Origin of the sequence: Streptomyces sp. NPDC048623, from assembly GCF_040650755.1 — a bacterium.
GTDB lineage: Bacteria > Actinomycetota > Actinomycetes > Streptomycetales > Streptomycetaceae > Streptomyces.
In genome coordinates this window covers 374713-393341 of the sequence record NZ_JBEZHV010000004.1, presented here as the reverse complement: position 1 = coordinate 393341, position 18629 = coordinate 374713, and the positions used below count along the sequence as shown (strand labels likewise).

Sequence of the window (18629 nt, the reverse complement as noted above, 5' to 3'; positions counted from 1 at the left end):
CCTCCGGCATCCTCGCCGGGCTGACCGCCGCCGAGGAGGAGGTCGCCGCCATCGCGGGCCTGCGGGCCGGCCGGGTGCGGCCGGGGCGGTGTCCGCCGCCCCGGCCCCCGGCCCCCTCCGCGTCGTCCTCCCGGTCAGACGTGGTGCTCGTCCTCGGGGATGCTGACCAACCAGCGGGTGTCCTGGCGCGGGCGCAGGTAGAGCGCCCAGTAGAGGGTGGCGACGGCCGTGATGCCGCCGGTCCACAGCAGGTACTCGGTGTCCTGCATGTACAGGACGTACGCGAGGACGCCGATGAGCAGGACCGGGACGGCCGGCCAGAGCGGCATGCGCCAGGCCGCGACGTGGCGGTGCGCGCCGCGGCGGCTGAACAGGGCGGCGACCGCGACCAGGAGGTACATGCCGGTGACGGAGACGCCGGTGACGCCGTAGAGGGTGTCGAGGTTGACGAAGCAGAGCGCGGCGCCGGGCACGCCCACCAGCAGCGTGGCCACCCACGGCGAGCCGAAGCGGCCGAGGCGGGACAGGGCGTTGTTGACCGGCTCGGGCCAGGCCTTGTCGCGGGCGGAGGCGAAGAGCACGCGGGAGTTCTGGATGACCATCACGATGCCGGCGTTGATGATGGCGAGCGCGACGCAGAGGCTGATGAAGGTGCCGACGGCGGAGTTGGACCAGGCGGTGATCATGCCGCTGATGTCGCCGCCGGTGAGGGTCTCCAGGTCGCCGGCGCCGAGGGTGATGGCGATGACGGGGACGAGGATGACGGCGGTGGAGATGGCGAGGGTCGCGAGCACGGTGCGGGCGACGCTGTGGCGCGGGTTCTCCAGCTCCTCGGAGAGGTAGACGGCGGTCGAGAAGCCCTGGGTGACGAAGAGGGCGATGGCGAGGCCGGAGACGACCAGGGCGCCGGTGACGAGCGAGTGGGCGCCGCCCTCGCCCCCGACCTGGCCGTGCACCAGGGTGCCGAGGCCGCGCTGCGAGTGGGTGAAGCCGAGGACGGCGACGAGGCCGGCCGCGATCACTTCGAGGACCAGGAAGATGCCGGTGATCCAGGCGTTGGCGCGCAGGTCGAGGAGACCGGCGAGGGTCGCGAGGAGCATCACGCCGGCGCCGGCGACGGGGGCCGGGATGTGCACCAGCGGGGCGAGGTAGTCGGCGGTGCCCATGGCGATCACCGGCGGCACGATCATCACCACGAGCAGCGAGAGCACGAACACCAGCCAGCCGGCGAGGCGGCCCGCGAGGGTGGAGACGATCGCGTACTCGCCGCCGGCGCTGGGGATGAGGGTGCCGAGTTCGGAGTAGACGAAGGCCACGCCGATGCAGAGCAGGGAGCCGATGGCGATGGTGAGGGCGGTGAAGGTGCCGACGCTGCCGAAGAGGTCGGGGACCACCACGAAGAGGGTCGAGGCGGGGGTGACGCACGACAGCGTCAGGAGGGTGCCGCCGACGACACCGATGGAACGCTTGAGTTTCTGCGGCACGGGGCCGGTCTGGGGCGCCAGGGCGTGGGGGGCGCTGAGAGTGTCGGTCATCAGGCGGATCCGATCGGTGCGTGCGTGTTCCGGGGTTCGGGTGGGAGCGGTATCGCCTCCGAGGCGGCCGGTGATGTGAGGGGTGACTGCTGTCCGTGGCTCCCGGGCTGAATGGAAGCCTGCACGGAACCGCAGGTCAATGGTCTGATGGCTGCGGAATTCGTTGTCACGAAGTAGTTCGGCGGATGTTTTGGACGTTAACAACGCGCTAAGACGGCGCTCATGCTCCGTACGGGAACCGCAGCATCCCGGGGAGGAATTTTCTCGCGCTTTACCGCCCGGCGGCCGTCCGCCCAATCCGTGAGACAGGACGGAGCCGCCTCCGGACCCGGCGGGGGTCCGGAGGCGGCTCCGGGTGAGACTGCTGGGGGCGGTCCGGGCCGCCGTGGCCTACAGCGCCATCTCGTACGCGCCCGAGAGGGCCTCCACCCGCTGCCAGACGCGGTCCGTGCGGGCCGGGTCGACGGCCGGGCGGCGGAGGGCGGACAGGGACCAGGTCTGCTGGGCGGGGGTGGCGGAGTCCTTGCCGTGGAGTTCGACGGCGTGGGAGGAGAAGTCGCGGACGAGGACCGCGAAGAGCTCGTCGAGGACGTCCTCGTCGAGGGCGGTGAGCGCGCTCTGCTCCAGGACCAGCTGGGCGTGGACGACGAGGGCGAAGAGCTGGCCGACCGCGAGCAGCAGGTCGAGGTCGCGGCTCTGCTCCTCGTCGGGGGCGGCCGTGGTGACGAACTCGCAGAGCGCGTCGGCCTGTTCGCGGAAGCGGGTGACGTTCGGGAGGTGCGCGTACGTGTCGAAGGCCGGGCGCCAGTCGTGGAAGCGCACCGCGCCGAGGCCACGGGCGGGGCCCTGGCGGAAGAGGAAGGCGTCGTCCGCGGCGTCGAGGCGGGCCGGCACCGGCTCGTACGCGGCGGGGGCGAGGAGGTGGTTGCGCATGAACTTGAGGATCAGCGCCAGGTTGACGTGGACCGTGCCCTCCAGCTTCGGCAGGCTGCGGATCTCGACGGCCGCCTGCGCGAAGTAGTTGTCCTTCTCGAAGCCCTTCGCGGCGATGACGTCCCACATGAGGTCGATGACCTTCTCGCCCTCCGTGGTGACCTTCATCTTCGTCATCGGATTGAAGAGGAGGTAGCGGCGGTCGTCGGGACCGGCGGTCCGGAAGTAGTCCACCGCGCGGTCGCTGAACAGCTTCATTCCGACCAACCGCACGTAGGCGTCGGTCAGTTCGCGCCGCACGTGCGGGAAGGCGGTGACCGGCCGGCCGTACAGGATCCGGTTCTGCGCGTGGGTGACGGCCTCGTACATCGCGTGCTCGCAGATGCCGATGGACGCGGTGCACAGGTTGAACTTGCCGACGTTGACGGTGTTGAGCGCGGCGTCGAAGGCGGCGCGCCCGGTGTGCAGGACGTCCTCGGCCGCCACCGGGTAGTCCTCCAGGCGGAACTCGCTGACGAACTTCGAGGAGTCGACGACGTTCTTGACCAGGTGGTACGCGGGGTGGCGGCTGTCGGCGGCGAAGAAGACATAGCCGTCGGGGCCCTCGACGTCGGTGCGGCGGCCGAAGACGGAGACGAGGCCGGCGGCGTTGCCGTTGCCGATGTAGTACTTGGAGCCGGTGGCGCGGAAGCCGCCCTCGCCGTCCGGGGTGAGCAGCATGTCGGTGGAGTAGATGTCGGCGCCGTGCGTCTTCTCCGACAGGCCGAACGCGAACACCTCGCCCTGGCGCAGGAGTTCGGCGGCGCGCTCGCGCGCGGCGGCGTTGTCGCTCTGCCAGACGGGCCCGAGGCCGAGGATCGTGACCTGCCAGGCGTACCAGTAGTCGAGCCCGTAGAAGCCGAGGATCTCGTTGAGCGCGGCGATCCGGGCGGTGTCCCAGCGCTTGTCGGTCTCGCCCTCACCGGCGGCGGAGGCCGGGGTGAGGAAGGTGGCGAAGAGGTTCTCCTTGGCGGCGAAGGCGAGGAAGTCGCCGAGCCAGGCGCGGGTGCGGTAGTCCTCGATCAGCTGCCGCTTGCCGCGCTCCTCGAACCAGTCGACGGTGGCGCGCAGCAGCCGGCGCGTCTCCGGGTCGAAGTGCGCGGGGTCGTAGGTGCGCGGGTTGAACAGCAGCTGGTCGGCCATGGCGAGGATGCCTTTCGGCTGGTCGGGATCGGGTGCGTGCGGGTGTGCTTGTGGGTACGGGGAGGGGCTCAGCGGTCCGCGTCGGGGCGGGCCTGATCCGCGCGGGCCGGGCCGAAGCGGGCGAGCGTGGCGAGCACGTCGTCCAGCCAGGCGATCATCATGCGTTCGTACGCGATGCCGCCGCGCAGGACGACGTGCTGGAGCTCGCGCTCGGCGTCGGGCGCACCGGGCGAGCCGGGGTCCGGGGCCTGCGGCGAGTCCGGGTCCGGAGCCTGCGGCGCACCGAAGTCGCGGGTCTCGCCCGCCAGGTAGTGCGCAAGCCGGTCCTGGTGGACCTGCCGGTGCCGTTCCACCTCGTGGATCAGGCCGGCCGGGTCGTCGAAGGCGGCGCCCCGGATCTTCACGGCCAGGTCGTGGCGTACGGACTCGGGCTCGATGGGGTCGTGCAGCCAGGAGGAGAGCGCGGCCCGGCCGAGGTTGGCGACCAAGTACTCGCGCTTGTCCGGCCGGCCGCGCTGCGGCACGTCGCGGGCGGCGACCCAGCCGTCGTTCTCCATGCGCTTGAGCACGCGGTAGATCTGCTGGTGGGTGGCGGTCCAGAAGTAGCCGATGGACCGCTCGAAGCGCCGGGCCAGCTCGTAGCCGGAGCCCGGCTGTTCAAGGAGCGAGACGAGGATCGCGTGTTCGAGCGCCATGGCACCGATCCTTCTATGCAACGAGTTGCATAGCAAGGCGGGGCGGGCCGATGAGACACGGTTCACGCCGTGGCGGTCCTGACGGTTCACGCCGTGCCCGTCCTGAATGCACACGCCGTCGGTCCGGCCTCTTGTCGACCGGGGGATGCCTGTGCTGCAATCCGTGACGACAACACCTACGGACCGGGATGCTCGTCAGTCCCGGGGCGGCCCAGGGCGCGAGGGCCGGACGGCGGGGAGCGCGGGGCGGTTTCGGCCGCCGCGTTGGACGCCGGGCGTACGGGGACAACGTATCCACGTACCCGCAGGAGCGAACGCCATGAGCAAGCACGTCCTGGCCCAGAACCAGTACGGCAAGGCCGAGAACCGCATCGTCAAGATCACCCGTCAGGGCAACGAGGGCGCCTGGCACGAGATCCGCGACCTGAACGTCTCCGTCGCCCTGCGCGGCGAGTTCCGCGACGTGCACCTGACCGGCGACAACGGCCACTGCCTGCCGACCGACACCACCAAGAACACGATCTACGCCTTCGCCAAGGAGCACGGCATCGCCTCCCCCGAGGCGTTCGCGATCCTGCTGGCGAAGCACTTCGTGCACTCGCAGCCGGTGATCCACGAGGCGCAGATCCGCGTGGAGGAGTTCGCCTGGGACCGCATCTCGGTGCCGACCCGCGCCGAGCAGCACTCCTTCGTCCGCAAGGGCCAGGAGGTGCGCACCGCCCAGGTCACGTACAGCGGCCAGACCGGGCAGCTCCAGGTCATCTCGGGCCTGAAGGACCTGACCGTCATGAACTCGACGAACTCCGAGTTCCACGGCTTCATCAAGGACAAGTACACGACCCTTGAGGAGGCGTACGACCGCATCCTGGCCACCAAGGTCACGGCCCGCTGGGCGCACTCCGCGCTCGCCGCCGGCGCCGGGGACTTCGACTGGGACCGCTCGTACAAGTCCGCCCGGCGCCACATGCTGGAGGCGTTCGCGGAGACGTACAGCTACTCCCTCCAGCAGACCCTCAACGCGATGGCCGAGCGCGTCCTCGACCACTGCCAGAGCGTCAACGAGGTCCGCCTCAACCTCCCGAACAAGCACCACTTCCTCGTCGATCTCGAGCCCTTCGGCCTGAAGAACGACAACGAGGTGTACTACGCGGCGGACCGCATGTACGGCCTGATCGAGGGCACGATCCACCGCGACGGCGTCCAGCCGGTGATCGCCACGAGCGACTGGATCACGGCCTGACGGCCTGGTGACCTGGTGACCTGGAGGGCCGCCGCCCCCGGCCGTGCGAGACGACGGCCGGGGGCGGCGGCCCTCGTCAGACCGCGGCGAGCAGTGCCTCCAGCGGCTCCGGCACGGAGTCCGCAGGCAGTGCCTCGGTCAGCACGCGGCCGTAGTGGATCTTGCGGCCCTTCTTGGTGCCGAGGAAGCGGCGGAGTTGGTGGCCGGGGGCGCGGGTGCGCTGGGCGGGCTGGCGGAGGAAGGTGGTGAGGGCGCGGTGGTCGCCCTCGGCGTGGACGAGGGCCATGACGCGGTCGGGGCCGAGAGCGCGGACGAGTTCGTCCTCCAGGTCCGCGGCGCAGACGTAGAAGTCCTCCCGCCCGCCGAGACCCGCCCGTGCCCAGCCGCGCGCGAACCAGTCGCTCTCCCGCTCGTCGCACAGGCCGGTGAGGCGCAGGCCGAGTCCCGGCGGGCCGAGGAGGCGGGTGTAGCGGGCAACGTTCATGGCGCCGCCCATGGAGAGCACGCAGACGCCCTCGGCGGCCAGGTCACGGCCGCGGCGGGCGGCGAGCGCGTCGACGGCCGCGACGTCGCTCGGGCCTTCGAGCAGGACCACGGTCCGTACGGGCAGGCGCTCGGCGAGCTCGCGCGCGGGGTCGCCGGGGCCGCCCGCCGCCCACGCGGTGACCGCTTCCCGGAACGCCGCCATGTCAGCCATGTCAGCCATGGGGCGAGTCTTCCGGGCCTGGCCCCTGCCCCGCCACGCATTTTCGCGGATCAGGGCGTACGGTGCGGGCTCAGGACGTACGGTGCGGCGCCAGTCAGAGCCTGAGCCGGGTCAGGTCCTCGGCCTCGACGAAGACCCGCTGCCCCCACCGAGCACCCGCACGTTGTACAGATCCCGCGCCATCGCTCCGCCACCGCCTTCAGTCCGTGCCGCCGCCGTGCCCGGCGGCAGAGCGACGTTAGCGCGACGACAGTGGAACGTGAGTACGAGCTGCGAGCCTGGCGGCGACCACCGTGGCCGACGCGTCGCCACGGACCAGCAGACACACCGACCACCGAGCACAGGGGGGCTCACCTCACGTGCCACCGGCCGCGGGGACACCGGTTCGTCCGCCCGGCCAACGCCTCGACCACCGGCCCGCGCCCGAACGGCGCGCGCACGGACGGCGGTCGGACGAGTGAGAGAGCAGGTAGGGGAAATGCTCACCCAGCGCGTGACGGTGACCGTCCACGCATCCGATCCGCTCAGCAGGGCCGGGCTCATCAGCCATCTGCGGCATCAGCCGACCATCGACGTGGTGGCCGGGCACGACATGGGCGCCGGGCACGACATGCCCGGGGCCAAGCAGCCGGACGCCGCCGCGGTCGCCATCATGCTCGCCGACCGGATCGACGAGCCGACCACCGCCGAGCTGCGCCGCCTGCTGCGCGCCGGCTGCGACCAGCGGGTCGTGCTCGTCGCCCGCGAGCTGCGCGAGCCCGACCTCCTGACGGTGGTCGAGTACGGCGTACGGGCCATCATCTGGCGCCATCAGGCCACCGAGGAACGCCTGTTGAGCGCCGTCCACAGCGCGGCCCGCGGCGAGGGCGAGCTGCCGCCCGACCTGGTGAGCCGGCTGCTCGACCAGGTGGGGCGGCTCCAGCGCGCCACGGCGGCCGGTGCGGGCACGAGCGGGACGGTGCCCCTGTTCGGCATGGCCCCGCGCGAGGTCGACGTACTGCGGCTGCTCGCCGAGGGCTTCGAGACCCGCCAGATCAGCGAGAAGCTCGCCTACTCCGAACGCACCGTCAAGAACATCCTGCACGCGCTGATGACCCGGCTCCAACTCACCAACAGGGCGCATGCCGTCGCGTACGCGCTCCGCGAGGGCTACATCTGATGATCCATGAAATCGACGCATCGCTGCGGCAGTTGCTCGCACCGGCCGTGACGGGCGACGTCGCCTTCGAGGCACCGACCCGCGACTGGGCGGCCCGCCGCACCGCCCCGACCCTGAACGCCTATCTCTACGACATCCGTGAGGACACGGCCCGGCGCGAACGCGGCGCCGTCGCCGAACGCGACGCCCAGGGCATCGTGACCCGCCGCCGCCAGCCGCCGCGCTGGTTCCGGCTCTCGTACCTGGTGACGGCGTGGACCGCCCGCCCGGAGGACGAACACCGGCTCCTCTCCGGCGCGTTGGCCCTCCTCCTCCCTCACGAGGTCCTCTCCGGCGACGCCGTACCGGAGTCGGTCCGCCCGATCAGCCCGACCCTGCCCCTCACCGTCGCCGTGCCGCCGGCCGAGTCGCGCTCGCTCGCCGAGATCTGGTCCGCGCTCGGCGGCGAGCTGAAGCCCTCGCTCGACGTCGTGGTCACCACCCCCTTCCCGGTCACTCCGGTGTACGGGGCGGCCCCGCCGGTCACGGAGGGCGCCGAGGTCCTGGTGCGCGGGATCGACGGGGTACCGGACGACTCGGCGCCGAGGATGCTGCGCCGACCGGGTGGCGTCACGGCCCGCGGCCCGCTGCCGCGGACGAGCGACGGCGCGCGCGGGGGCCGCGCATGAGCGAGGTCATGGACGACGACATGAGCGGCGACCTGCTGGAGCTGATCGGCGCGCTGCGGACCCGGGTCGCGGCGCTCGTCGCGGCGCGCAGCGCGGACGACCCGACGGCGGGCGATCCGATGCGCGGGCTGTACGTGACCGGGGAGACGGCGCTGCGGATCGCGACCCAGGCGCCGCCGGCGGGCGCGGAGGCGGGGTCGACGCCGGCTGGCCGGTCCGACCCGGCGGGAGCGGACGACCCGGCCGAGGCGGCTGGGGCGGCTGGGGTGGACAGGGCAGCTGGTGCATACCTGTCGGCCGGTCCAGACGGTGCGGACGGTTCCGACAGCGCGGCCGGATCGTCAGACCAACCCGCATCGTCCGGGCCGCCTGTCCCGCCTGTCCCGCCCGGGTCGCCCAGTGCACCTGGCGTGCCCGGGGCGCTCGGATCGTCCAGTGCCCTCGCGGCGCCTGCCCCGCCCTCACCTCTGGTGTCGCCCGAGGGCGGTACGGGGCGGCTCGCCGCACTCGTCCGCGCCTTCGGGCTCTCCGTACTCGACGCGCACCTCCTCCTCACCGCGCTCGCGCCCGACGTGGACCGCGGCTTCGAGGCGTTGTACGGGTACCTCAACGACGATGTCGGACGGCGCCGCGCCACGGTGGCCCTGGCCCTCGACCTCGCCGCCACGGGTCCGGCCGACCCGGCGGCCCGCGCCCGTTTCCATCCGGCGGCCCCGCTGCGCGCGGGCGGCCTCCTGGAGGTCGAGGACGAGGACCGGCCGCTGCCCGGGCGAGCGCTTCGGGTGCCGGAGCGGGTGATCGCCCATCTCCTCGGTGACGACACCCGTCTGGACGCCCGACTGGGCGGCAGCGGCGTGGAGTTGCTGCCGCCGACAGGGGCGGGGACGGGGGCCGAACCGGTGCCCGGTGGCCCGCTCGGGACGCTCGCCGCACGGGTCGCCGCGGCCGGCCCCGTGACCGTCCATCTGCGCGAACGCGTGCCCGGTGCCGCGACGGAGGCGGTCGTGGCCGCGCTGCGGGCGGCCGGGCGGCCGGTGCTGCGCCACCGGCCGGAGGGCGTGGACGCGGAGGCGGCCCGGGTCCTGATCCGCGAGGCCCGGCTCCGAGGCGCCGCGGTGGTCGTCGAGCCGCTGCCGCCGGAGCCGGGGCCGCTGGTACGGGTCCTGGCCGCAGTGGGCGGGACGACGGTGGTCCTGGCCGGCGGCGATGCGCTCGATCCGGCCTGGCTGCCGACGGCCGAGCTGGTGGCCCTGGAGGCGCCGGGCGACGTCCGGTCCTCGGCCGCGCTGTGGCACCGCGAGCTGGGCGAGCCGACCGGCGAGGCCGTCGGGACCGCCGGGCCTGCCGGGACCGCCGGGGCTACCGGGCCTGCCGAGCCTGCCAGGACCGCCGGGGCTACCGGGACTGCCGGGGCCGCCGGGGCTACCGGGGCTACCGGGCCTGCCAGGACCACCGGGGCTACCGAGCCTGCCAGGACCACCGGGGCTGCCGGGACCGCCGAGACCGCCGAGACCGCCGGGCCTGCCGGGCCTGCCGGGGCTACCGGGGCTACCGGGCCTGCCGAGCCTGCCAGGACCGCCGGGGCTACCGGGCCTGCCGGGGCTGAGCATGCCCGCCCGGCCCACCGAGCCGACCGACCCGCCCGAACCGGCCCGGCCGACCAGGCGACACACCCGACCGACCCGGGCGAACCGAGGACCGGCCGGCCCGCGTCGACCGACCCGTGCGGCCACCCCACGTCGACAAACCCGGTCGGCCACCCCGCGTCGACCGCCCCCGGCACCCGCGCCCCGCAGGACCACCCCTCCACCACCGCCTTCCGCGGTGACTTCGACCTCGACGAGGCGGTCGCGCCCTACCGGCTCGGCGGGGACCAGATCCGCCGCGCGGCGCGGGCGGCGCGGGCGCTTGCCGCGTTCGAGGGCGGGGGTCTGACCCGCGAGCATGTGCAGCGGGGCGCGCGGCTGGTGTCGGCGCCGCTGCTCGACAGCCGCGCGCGGCGGGTGCGGCCCGCCGTGGGCTTCGCCGACATCGTGCTGCCCGAGGAGCCGCTCGGTCTGCTGCGCGAGCTGACCGGGCGGGCCCGGCACCGGGACCGTGTACTCGGCGAGTGGCGGCTGCGCACCGGCGGAGGCCGGGGGCGCGGTGTCGTCGCGCTGTTCGCCGGGGAGTCGGGCACTGGGAAGACGCTGGGCGCGGAGGTCGTCGCGGGTGAACTCGGCCTGGATCTCTATGTGGTGGACCTGTCGTCGGTGGTCGACAAGTACGTGGGCGAGACCGAGAAGAACCTGGAGCGGATCTTCGCCGAGGTCGACCGCACCGACTGCGTGCTGCTCTTCGACGAGGCGGACGCCGTCTTCGGGAAGCGCTCGGAGGTGCGCAGTTCGCACGACCGGTACGCGAACCTGGAGAGCGCCTATCTGTTGCAGCGCCTGGAGGCCTTCGACGGGATCGCGGTGCTCACGACCAATCTGCGGGCGAACATCGACGAGGCCTTCACGCGCCGGCTCGATCTGGTGGTGGACTTCCCGTTCCCGGACGCCGAGCAGCGGGTCGCGCTCTGGCACTCGTGTCTGGCCGGTGTGCCGCGTGCGGAGGGACTGGACGAGGACATCGCGCGCTGCGCGAAGGAGTTCGAGCTGGCGGGCGGTGCGATCCGGTCGGCCGCGGTGACGGCCGGCTATCTGGCGGCGGCGCGCGGGACCGGCCCCGACGCGGCGGTCATGGGCGAGGATCTGCTCGCCGGGGCCCGCCGCGAGTACCGGAAGGCGGGCCGCCTGGTGACGGACGCGACGGCGCCCTGGTCCCCGTAGCAGACCCGGCAAAGAGAAGAGGTCGGGGGCCGTCCACAACGCGGACGGCCCCCGACTTCCTTTCTCTCCCGGCTACTTCACACTGCCGCCGACCATCTTGTTGAGCGTCTTCCAGTCGGCCGTGCCGGTGACCGGCAGGCCGACAGCCGCCTGATAGGTCCGAATGTGATCGGCGACATTGCTGCTGTAGAGCGTCGTCGCATCCTTCTGGAGGCGGAAGTGGTCGATGCCGAGCCGGGCGTAGTCGCGGACCCGGTCCATGTCGCCGGGGTCGGTGAAGTCACGGTTGATCGCCCACCAGAAGGCCCCCATCAGCGCGGTGTTCTCCCAGGTCCGGCTTCCCGCCTTCACCTCGTCGGGGCTGATGCCCTGCGCCCAGAGCGAGGTGAGCGTCGCGCGGCCGAGCGTGCCCTCGATGTCGGTGCGGAAGATCGCGGCCGAATTCGTGCCGTCCCGCTGCCCGACGGCGACGACGGCCCGCTGGTAACAGACGAGGGAGGCTCGGGTCGGCGCGTCGATGACGCCAGGACTCCAACTGCCCTTCAGCGTGCAGGAGTTATTGCTGCCGAGGGCGGCGAGGCGGGCCTGGGCGAACTCGACCACCACGTCCTTCGGATCGCCGGGCCGCCACGGCGGGACCGTGTGCCGGGTGGTCGTCGGCGGCGGGGGCACCTGGCCGCCGCCTCCGCCACCTCCCCCGCCACCACCGCCCGGGGAGGCTCCCCCGCCCTGGTCGCCGCCGCCGTCGCCCGGAGGGGCACCGCCGTCGCCGGGGGGCGGGTCGCCGCCAGGCTGGTCGCCACCGGGCGGGGGCGTACCGGACGGGCTCGGCGGAGGCGCGTCGGGCAGCGTGTCACCGTCGCCCTGCGGCAGCGGCGCGGGCGCCCCGGTCGCCCGGGTCTCCTTCGCCGCGCTGGTGATCTTCGGGGAGAAGCCCATCCAGAGGGCGACGAAGGCGATCACGCCGGTCACCAGGAGGCCGGCCGCGACCATCAGCCAGGGGCCGAGGACGGGACGCTGGTCGAAGGTCGCGTCGAGGTCGAGCGAGGTGTCGTCGCCGGAGCGGCGCACCGCCAGGGTGAACCGGTGCGACTCCTCGCCGCCGGTCCACCGCACGTTCTGCGGGCGCACGACCAGGTCGCCGAAGGCGGCGCGGCCGGGGGCGATCTGCACGGCATTGGGCCGCAGGTCGAAGGCGAGCCGGTTCGCGTCGTCCCGGACGAGCAGCGACGCGGTGAGCGGCGTGTTGCCCAGATTGTCGACGGCGATGCGGGCCCGCCCGCGGAAGCGGCCGGTGAGCGCGGGCGGCAGCAGCTCGGCCCGTATCTCGGTGAAGGGCGTGACGGTCAGCCGTCCCTCCACGACGTCGCGGGCTGCGGCGTTCTCGCGGGGCTCGACACGGATGCCGTACGGGATCGGTCCGGCCGCCACGTCCGGCGAGCGCGGCGGGGCGAACGAGATCTCGGCGGTCCCCTCGCTGCCCGGGTAGAGGCGGAGGACGTCCGGCTCCACCCGGGACCACCCCGAGGGTTTGCCGACGAGCGAGAGCCGGTATTCCTCGACGGTGTCCCCGGTGTTGCGCACACGCAGCCGAGCGGAGGTCCGGGCCCCTGGCTCGACGGTCACGTCGGCCGGATCCAGAGAGGTCCACATGGTCATGGGCGCAGGTTAAGTGCCCGAAGGGGCCGGCCGGTTGCCCGAAAGTCCCCGGTCAGGGGCACGGTCGGCTGCCCGCGCGGGCGGACGCGTACATGCAGGGTGCCGGGGCGCGGGGTGCGGCAGGCCGCGTGGACCTGGGCGTACGGGCGAGGGCGCCGGCCCGTACGGGGTCGGGACGCCGCCCCGCGCAGGTGGACGTGCACGCGAGGGCAGCCGCTCCTGCCCTCGTGACGGCCCTCTTCTCCCTGGTCGCGGCCTCGGCGTGGCGGAAGAGTCGATGGCGTACGCGTCACGGATGCCGACGACGGCCGCGGGTGTGCCGACCACCGGCCGCCCCGCACCCGCACGTTCGTCCCCCGTCCTTCCCCTAGGAGCGAGCACCCATGCCCACCTATCTGTCCCCCGGTGTCTACGTCGAGGAAGTCGCCGGCGGCTCCCGCCCCATCGAGGGCGTGGGCACCTCCGTCGCCGCGTTCGTGGGTCTCGCGCCGACCGGCCCGCTGAACGAGCCCGTGCTCGTCACCAACTGGTCGCAGTACGTGGCGTCGTTCGGGGAGTTCACGGACGGCTACTACCTGGCCCACTCGGTGTACGGCTTCTTCGACAACGGGGGCACGGCGGCGTACGTCGTACGGGTCGGCGGCGGGAACGCGCAGGGCCCGGCCGGTGAGGCGGCCGCCGGCGCGAACACGGCCGCGGGAACGGGCGGCACGGGGGCGGCGCCGCGCGAACTGGTGGCCGGCGAGGCGGTCGCACTGGGCACCTTCAAGGTGGCGGCGATCGCCGCCGGCACCGAGGCCGGCGGGGCGCTGACGGTCGAGGTCCAGGACGCCGACGGCGCGGACGGCGAGCGCTTCAAGCTGCTCGTGAAGGACGGCGAGAAGGTCGTCGAGAGCTTCGAGGCGTCGGCGAAGAAGGGCTCGCGGAACTACGTCGTCACACAGGTCAAGCAGCGCTCGAAGACGATCGTGGTCGAGGAGGCGGCGGCCGGCGGGCAACTCGCCCGCCCCGACGCCCAGGCCGTGACGCTCACCCCGCCCGCCGAACGCCCGTCGCTCCCCGCGCAGGCTGCGGCCGTGGCGGCCGGATCGGCTGCAGCGGCCGGTTCGGGCGCGCTCGAACCCGGCCGTTTCATCGGCGACTCCGCCGACCGCACCGGCTTCGGCGGCCTTGAGGCCTTCGACGAGATCAGCATGGTTGCCGTGCCCGACCTGATGGGCGCGCACCAGCAGGGTCTGATCGACGCCGAGCAGGTCAAGGCCGTGCAGCTCGGTCTGATCGCCCACTGCGAGCTGATGGGCGACCGGATGGCGCTGCTCGACCCGCCGCCCGGTCTCAACGCCCGCGACGTGCGCAAGTGGCGCCAGGAGAGCGCCGGTTACGACTCGCGCTACGCGGCCCTCTACTACCCGTGGATCAAGTCCTTCGACCCGTCCACCGGCCAGACCCGCATCGTGCCGCCGTCCGGCCACATGGCCGGCGTCTGGGCCCGCAACGACGCCGAGCGCGGAGTGCACAAGGCCCCGGCGAACGAGATCGTGCGCGGCGCGGTCGACCTGGAGCTCCAGATCACCCGCGGCGAGCAGGACCTGCTCAACCCGATCGGCGTGAACTGCGTCCGCGCCTTCCCCGGCCGCGGCATCCGGGTCTGGGGCGCGCGGACCCTGGCCTCCGACCCGGCCTGGCGCTACCTGAACGTGCGCCGGTACTTCAACTACCTCGAGGAGTCGATCCTCGTCGGCACCCAGTGGGTCGTCTTCGAGCCCAACGACCAGTCGCTGTGGGCGCGGATCCGCCGCAACATCTCGGCGTTCCTCGTCAACGAGTGGCGCCAGGGCGCGCTGTTCGGGCAGCGCGCCGAGGACGCGTTCTACGTGAAGTGCGACGCCGAGACGAACCCGCCGGAGTCGGTCGACCTGGGCCGCGTGGTCTGCGAGATCGGCATCGCGCCGGTGAAGCCGGCCGAGTTCGTGGTGTTCCGGCTCGCCCAGTTCCAGGGCGGCGGCGGGGAGTTGGAGGAGTAGCGGCCGCGCCTCCCGCTCCCGTCCTCGCCCTCGTCCTCGTATCCGTCCTCTTCCCCTCTTTTCCCTTCGCACGAACAGGAGTGACCCCGCATGGCTCTGGACACCGGTGACGCGCTCACCACACACAATTTCGGCCTGCAGATCGACGGCGTCATGGTCGAGACCCTGCAGGAGATCAGCAGCCTCTCCATGGAGCAGGACGTCATCGAGTACCAGCAGGTCTCGGCGGACGGCAAGCCGATCATCAAGAAGCTCCCCGGCGTCAAGAAGGCCGGCGAGTGCACGGTGACGCGCGGCGCCACGCAGTCCCAGGCCTTCACCGAGTGGATCGCGGCCTCCATCGCGGGCAACATGGGCCAGGCCCGCAAGGACGCCTCGATCATCTTCCTGGACTACGAGCTCCGTGAGGTGAAGCGCTACAACCTGCGCAACGCCTGGTGCACGAAGGTGGAGTTGAGCGGGACCAAGGCCGGTGACGCCGCGGCGCTCACCGAGCAGGTCACGATCACCTTCGAAGAGCTGACCCTCGGCTGATCCGGTGCGACGCGAGGGATCGGGTGCGGGCGCACCCGGGGTGCCGGAGGTGGCGGCTCCCCGACAGGAGCCGCTGCGGACCGAGTTCGAGTTCGAGCTGCCGCGCGGTTACGTCGACGAGTCGGGCACCGTGCACCGCCGGGGCGCCATGCGGCTGGCCACGGCCCGGGACGAGCTGGTGCCGCTGCGGGACGTGCGGGTCCGCGAGAACCCGGCGTATCTGTCGGTCGTCCTGCTCGGCCGGGTGATCACCCGCCTCGGCTCGCTCCCGTCGGTGCACGACGGGACGGTGGAGAACATGTTCGCCTCCGACCTGGCGTTCCTCCAGGACTTCTACCGGCAGATCAACGCGGAGGGCCACACCAGGGCCGCCGTCGCCTGCCCGCACTGCGAGGAGTCCTTCGAGGTCGAACTGGCCGGGAGCCGCCTGGGGGAATCGTGACGTACGCGGTCGATCTCATCGAGGAGGAGACCGCGTACCTCGCCTTCCACTTCCACTGGAGCATGGACGCCGTCCTCGACCTGGAGCACGCGGACCGGCGCGGGTACGTGGCGCGGGCGGCGGCGCTGGTGGAGCGGGCGGCGGCACAGGGTTGACGACGGTACAGGGAAAGGGGGTTGGAGGAGATGGGCATGTTCGACAGGTGGCGCGGGCGGCGGAGCCGGGGTTCGCGCGAGGAGTCGGTGACGGCGGTTCCGGCGGAGCCGGCGGAGGTGCCGGAGGTGCCGGAGTCGGCGTCCGGCACGGCGTGGCAGTCCCTCCCGCCCGTCCAGCGGGTCCTCGCACCCCCGCGCCCCGTCGCCGAACAGGGCTTCGCCACCTCGCTGGCGACCCACTGGAACCCCTCCTTCCAGTCCGACCTGGGCCACGGCGCCCTTCCGGACGCCCCGGCGGGCGTGCTGCTCGACGCGGTGCGCGCGGTGCCCGCGAAGACGACGGAACTGCCGGGGGTGAGGCTGCCGGCCGCGGTACGGGCCGGGGAGGCGCAGGCGACGGGCGAACCCACGCCCACGCCCATGCCCGTACGGACCGAGGCGGGGCAGAGGCCTCCGGCCCCGGCCGTGCAGCGGGCGGGGACCGAGGCGACGAGGTCGCCCGGGGTCGCGGCGCGCGCCGGGGCGCGGCCTGGAGGGACCAGGCCTGAGGCCTCCTCGGCGCCGGTACGGGAGGCCGCGCCTGGGGCTCCACAGGCCGGAACGCCGTCAGCGCACACGGCTGCCGCCTCGGGCACCAAGGCGAAGGCCGCCGTACAGCGCACGGTCGCCGAACCGCCGGCCCGGCGTACGCCCCTCGGCCTTCCCGTACGGGACGGGTCCGACGACCCGCAGATCCGGCAGCCCTCACCGGCTCCGGCGCGAGCCGAGGGCACCGCCGCTGCTCCCACGCCCGTACGGTCGGAACCCGGCGCCACCGGTGCGCGGCCGGTACGGCCCGAGGCCGCGCAGCCGGCCACCCCGACCGCCGAGGCGGCGGACACATCCGCCCTCGGTCCGACCCGGCCCCAGCCCACCCCGGGCAACCGCCCAGCCCCCGCCCAGCGCGCGGCGGCGAGCACCCGGGACTCGCACACGAACTCATCCGGCCCCGCACGGGCCGAGTCTGCGGCGCCGAAGACCGGAACCACGACCGCAACACCGACGGCCGCCACCCAGCGTGCAGCCGCGGGCCCCCAGGACCCGCGTTCATCGACCGCCCTGCCCGACCGGCCTGAAGCCGCGGTCCCGGAGGGCCCGCGTACCACCGCTCCTCAGCCGCTTCGGGCCAACACCCCGGCCTCGCTGGCTGCGCAGCAGCCGCCGGCACCCGCCGCAGGCGGCCGAACCGGCGCCACCTCGGCCCCGGCGCGGCCGGAGTCCCCGCAGCGGGCCTCCGTGCAGCGAGCAGCGGCGACCGCGCAGCCCGCGAGGGCGGAGGAGAACACTGCTGCCCCCGCGCCGGTCCGGGTCGCCCCCTTGGCGAACCCCCGTCACGGCACCACGCCGGAGGCCACCGTTCAGCGCGCGCCGGAGGGCCCGCGCACCGCGACCACCCGGCCCGCACCGCCCGAGGCCCAGGCCCCGAAGGCCGGCATGGCTGCACCCATGCCCGAAGGTCGGCCGGCCCCGCGCACCCCTGTCGGCGCACCTGTACGGCCCCAGCCCGCCGCCGACAACCACCGCGCCACCGGCCCACTGCCCGCACCAGCGCCCGCCGTCCAGCGCACGACCGTGGCCTCTCAGGACGCACGATCCGTGCGGCCCGAGGCCGCCCAGGCTCCCAAGACCGACATCCCCTCGGCCCTGCCCGCCATCCAGCGAGCGGCCGATGGCTCGCGCGCCGCGCGGCCCGGGGCCGAGGCTCCGCAGACCAACGCCCTCGCGCCCGCCGTCCACCGCGCAGCCGACGGCTCGCGCGCCAGCCAGACGCCGCAGGGCACGGCTCCTCGCACGGCCGATGGGTCCTCGCACGCTCCCACCATCCAGCCAGCGGCCCAGGCCGCCTCGCAGCCCGCCGTCCAGCGAGCGGCCGAAGGCGCGCACGCCCTCCGGACCACGCCCCCCGTCGTACGCCCGTCCACCACCCCCCGCTCGCCCCTCGTCCACTCCCCCTCCGCCCAGCCCTCGCGCCGGCTCGCCCCGGTCGGCGGCACCCCCGCCCCCGTCCCGGCGCCCGTTCAGCGCGCCGCCGCGCCGACCGGCGCGTCCGACGACGGGCGGTCCCACAACTCCCCGGACCCGGTTTCCCCCGCCGGGTCCGGGGTTCCCGACAGGGCGGACGAGTCGCCCGGGCGACGGGGGCCGGCCGTGCGGCGTTCGCGGAGGGCGCCGGGGGCGGACTGGAACACCAAGACGCCGGCGCGGCGGTCACCCATCGGGGCGCCGATCACTCCAGCACCCGAACCCCCGCCCGCGCCCACGCCCGCACCCGTCCAAAAGGCCCCGGCCCCGACCCCGGCCCCCGCGCCCGAGCCCGTGGCGCCCGAGCCTCTTCCCCTCGTCACGCTCACCGACGTGCCCCGGGCCACCGCGCCGGGCGTCGTCCAGCGGAGCGCCGTACGGCCGTTGGCGACGGCCCGGCCGCTGGCGCCGAGCGTGCCGGAGGTCGCGGCACCCCCGGCGGCACCCCGGGCGACCACCCCGGCAACGCCCCCGCGCATGCCCGTCGCGCCCAGGGCCGTACCCGCTGCCGCCCCCACCCGCGCGCCCCTCCAACGGAGCGCCACCCCCAGCCTCGTACCCGCACCCGCACCCGCACCTGCGCCCATCGCCCCGCTCCCCGCCGCCCCCGTCCAGCGCACAACGGCGACGAAGAAGTCGCCACCGACAACACCGGCACCAGCCCCCACCTCCGCCCAGCCCGAATCCCCCGCCCACCTCGACGAGTTGGCGCGCCGGCTCGTCACGCCGCTGTCGCGGCTGCTCCGCGCCGAACTGCGGGCGGACCGCGAGCGGGTCGGCCGCCTGCGCGACCACACCCGGTGACCAGAGACGCGTAACCCGC

General features: G+C 73.8%; 14 protein-coding genes. 9 read left to right on the top strand and 5 right to left on the bottom strand.

The genetic code is table 11. From position 1 onward, the window contains the following. Positions 1–134 precede the first annotated feature (134 nt). From AB0C73_RS08865 to AB0C73_RS08855, 3 genes are all read right to left on the bottom strand, one after another. The gene (locus tag AB0C73_RS08865; RefSeq protein WP_362526346.1) at positions 135–1535 is read right to left on the bottom strand and encodes an APC family permease; all 1401 of its coding nucleotides are present in this window, start codon (positions 1533–1535) and stop codon (positions 135–137) included. 390 nt (positions 1536–1925) lie between these two features. Next, positions 1926–3650, bottom strand: coding sequence for an acyl-CoA dehydrogenase family protein (locus AB0C73_RS08860; protein ID WP_362526344.1), 1725 nt, complete (start codon positions 3648–3650; stop codon positions 1926–1928). 68 nt (positions 3651–3718) lie between these two features. Continuing rightward, positions 3719–4345 carry a PadR family transcriptional regulator gene (locus tag AB0C73_RS08855; RefSeq protein WP_362526342.1) on the bottom strand — a complete coding sequence of 209 codons (627 nt, stop codon included), beginning with the start codon at positions 4343–4345 and terminating at the stop codon, positions 3719–3721. A gap of 319 nt (positions 4346–4664) precedes the next feature. Here AB0C73_RS08855 and pucL point away from each other — a divergent pair, with 319 nt between their 5' ends. Then, positions 4665–5585: a factor-independent urate hydroxylase gene (pucL, locus tag AB0C73_RS08850; RefSeq protein ID WP_362526339.1), complete on the top strand. Its 921-nt coding sequence runs from the start codon at positions 4665–4667 to the stop codon at positions 5583–5585. 76 nt (positions 5586–5661) lie between these two features. On the opposite strand, the gene AB0C73_RS08845 is transcribed toward pucL, so the two are convergent. After that, the gene (locus tag AB0C73_RS08845; protein ID WP_362526414.1) at positions 5662–6282 is read right to left on the bottom strand and encodes a TOPRIM nucleotidyl transferase/hydrolase domain-containing protein; all 621 of its coding nucleotides are present in this window, start codon (positions 6280–6282) and stop codon (positions 5662–5664) included. A 487-nt stretch (positions 6283–6769) separates the two neighbouring features. Here AB0C73_RS08845 and AB0C73_RS08840 point away from each other — a divergent pair, with 487 nt between their 5' ends. From AB0C73_RS08840 to AB0C73_RS08830, 3 genes are read left to right on the top strand one after another with little or no spacing between them, the layout of a single operon-like run. Next, a complete protein-coding gene (locus tag AB0C73_RS08840; protein WP_362526337.1) occupies positions 6770–7450 on the top strand; it encodes a response regulator transcription factor in 681 nt (226 codons plus the stop codon). Beyond that, complete coding sequence (locus AB0C73_RS08835) at positions 7450–8118, top strand: DUF4255 domain-containing protein (RefSeq protein ID WP_362526334.1); 669 nt, start codon at positions 7450–7452, stop codon at positions 8116–8118. The genes AB0C73_RS08840 and AB0C73_RS08835 overlap by 1 nt, the downstream gene beginning before the upstream one ends. Next, the gene (locus AB0C73_RS08830; RefSeq protein WP_362526331.1) at positions 8115–10931 is read left to right on the top strand and encodes an AAA family ATPase; all 2817 of its coding nucleotides are present in this window, start codon (positions 8115–8117) and stop codon (positions 10929–10931) included. Before AB0C73_RS08835 ends, AB0C73_RS08830 begins: the two co-directional genes overlap by 4 nt. 72 nt (positions 10932–11003) lie before the next feature. On the opposite strand, the gene AB0C73_RS08825 is transcribed toward AB0C73_RS08830, so the two are convergent. Further along, a complete protein-coding gene (locus AB0C73_RS08825; protein WP_362526328.1) occupies positions 11004–12590 on the bottom strand; it encodes a peptidoglycan-binding protein in 1587 nt (528 codons plus the stop codon). A 383-nt stretch (positions 12591–12973) separates the two neighbouring features. Here AB0C73_RS08825 and AB0C73_RS08820 point away from each other — a divergent pair, with 383 nt between their 5' ends. The 5 genes from AB0C73_RS08820 to AB0C73_RS08800 all read left to right on the top strand — a co-directional run bounded on the left by AB0C73_RS08820 (position 12974) and on the right by AB0C73_RS08800 (position 18610). Further along, on the top strand, positions 12974–14614 hold the full coding sequence (locus AB0C73_RS08820) for a phage tail sheath subtilisin-like domain-containing protein (protein ID WP_362526325.1): 1641 nt from the start codon (positions 12974–12976) through the stop codon (positions 14612–14614). A gap of 90 nt (positions 14615–14704) precedes the next feature. Continuing rightward, positions 14705–15148: a phage tail protein gene (locus tag AB0C73_RS08815; RefSeq protein WP_362526322.1), complete on the top strand. Its 444-nt coding sequence runs from the start codon at positions 14705–14707 to the stop codon at positions 15146–15148. A 40-nt stretch (positions 15149–15188) separates the two neighbouring features. Next, the gene (locus AB0C73_RS08810; RefSeq protein WP_362526411.1) at positions 15189–15590 is read left to right on the top strand and encodes a hypothetical protein; all 402 of its coding nucleotides are present in this window, start codon (positions 15189–15191) and stop codon (positions 15588–15590) included. Then, positions 15587–15745 (top strand): DUF6760 family protein, encoded by a 159-nt coding sequence (locus tag AB0C73_RS08805; protein WP_362526321.1) that lies wholly within the window; start codon positions 15587–15589, stop codon positions 15743–15745. The genes AB0C73_RS08810 and AB0C73_RS08805 overlap by 4 nt, the downstream gene beginning before the upstream one ends. Before the next feature lie 36 nt (positions 15746–15781). Further along, positions 15782–18610 carry a hypothetical protein gene (locus tag AB0C73_RS08800; protein ID WP_362526319.1) on the top strand — a complete coding sequence of 943 codons (2829 nt, stop codon included), beginning with the start codon at positions 15782–15784 and terminating at the stop codon, positions 18608–18610. Positions 18611–18629: the final 19 nt, after the last annotated feature.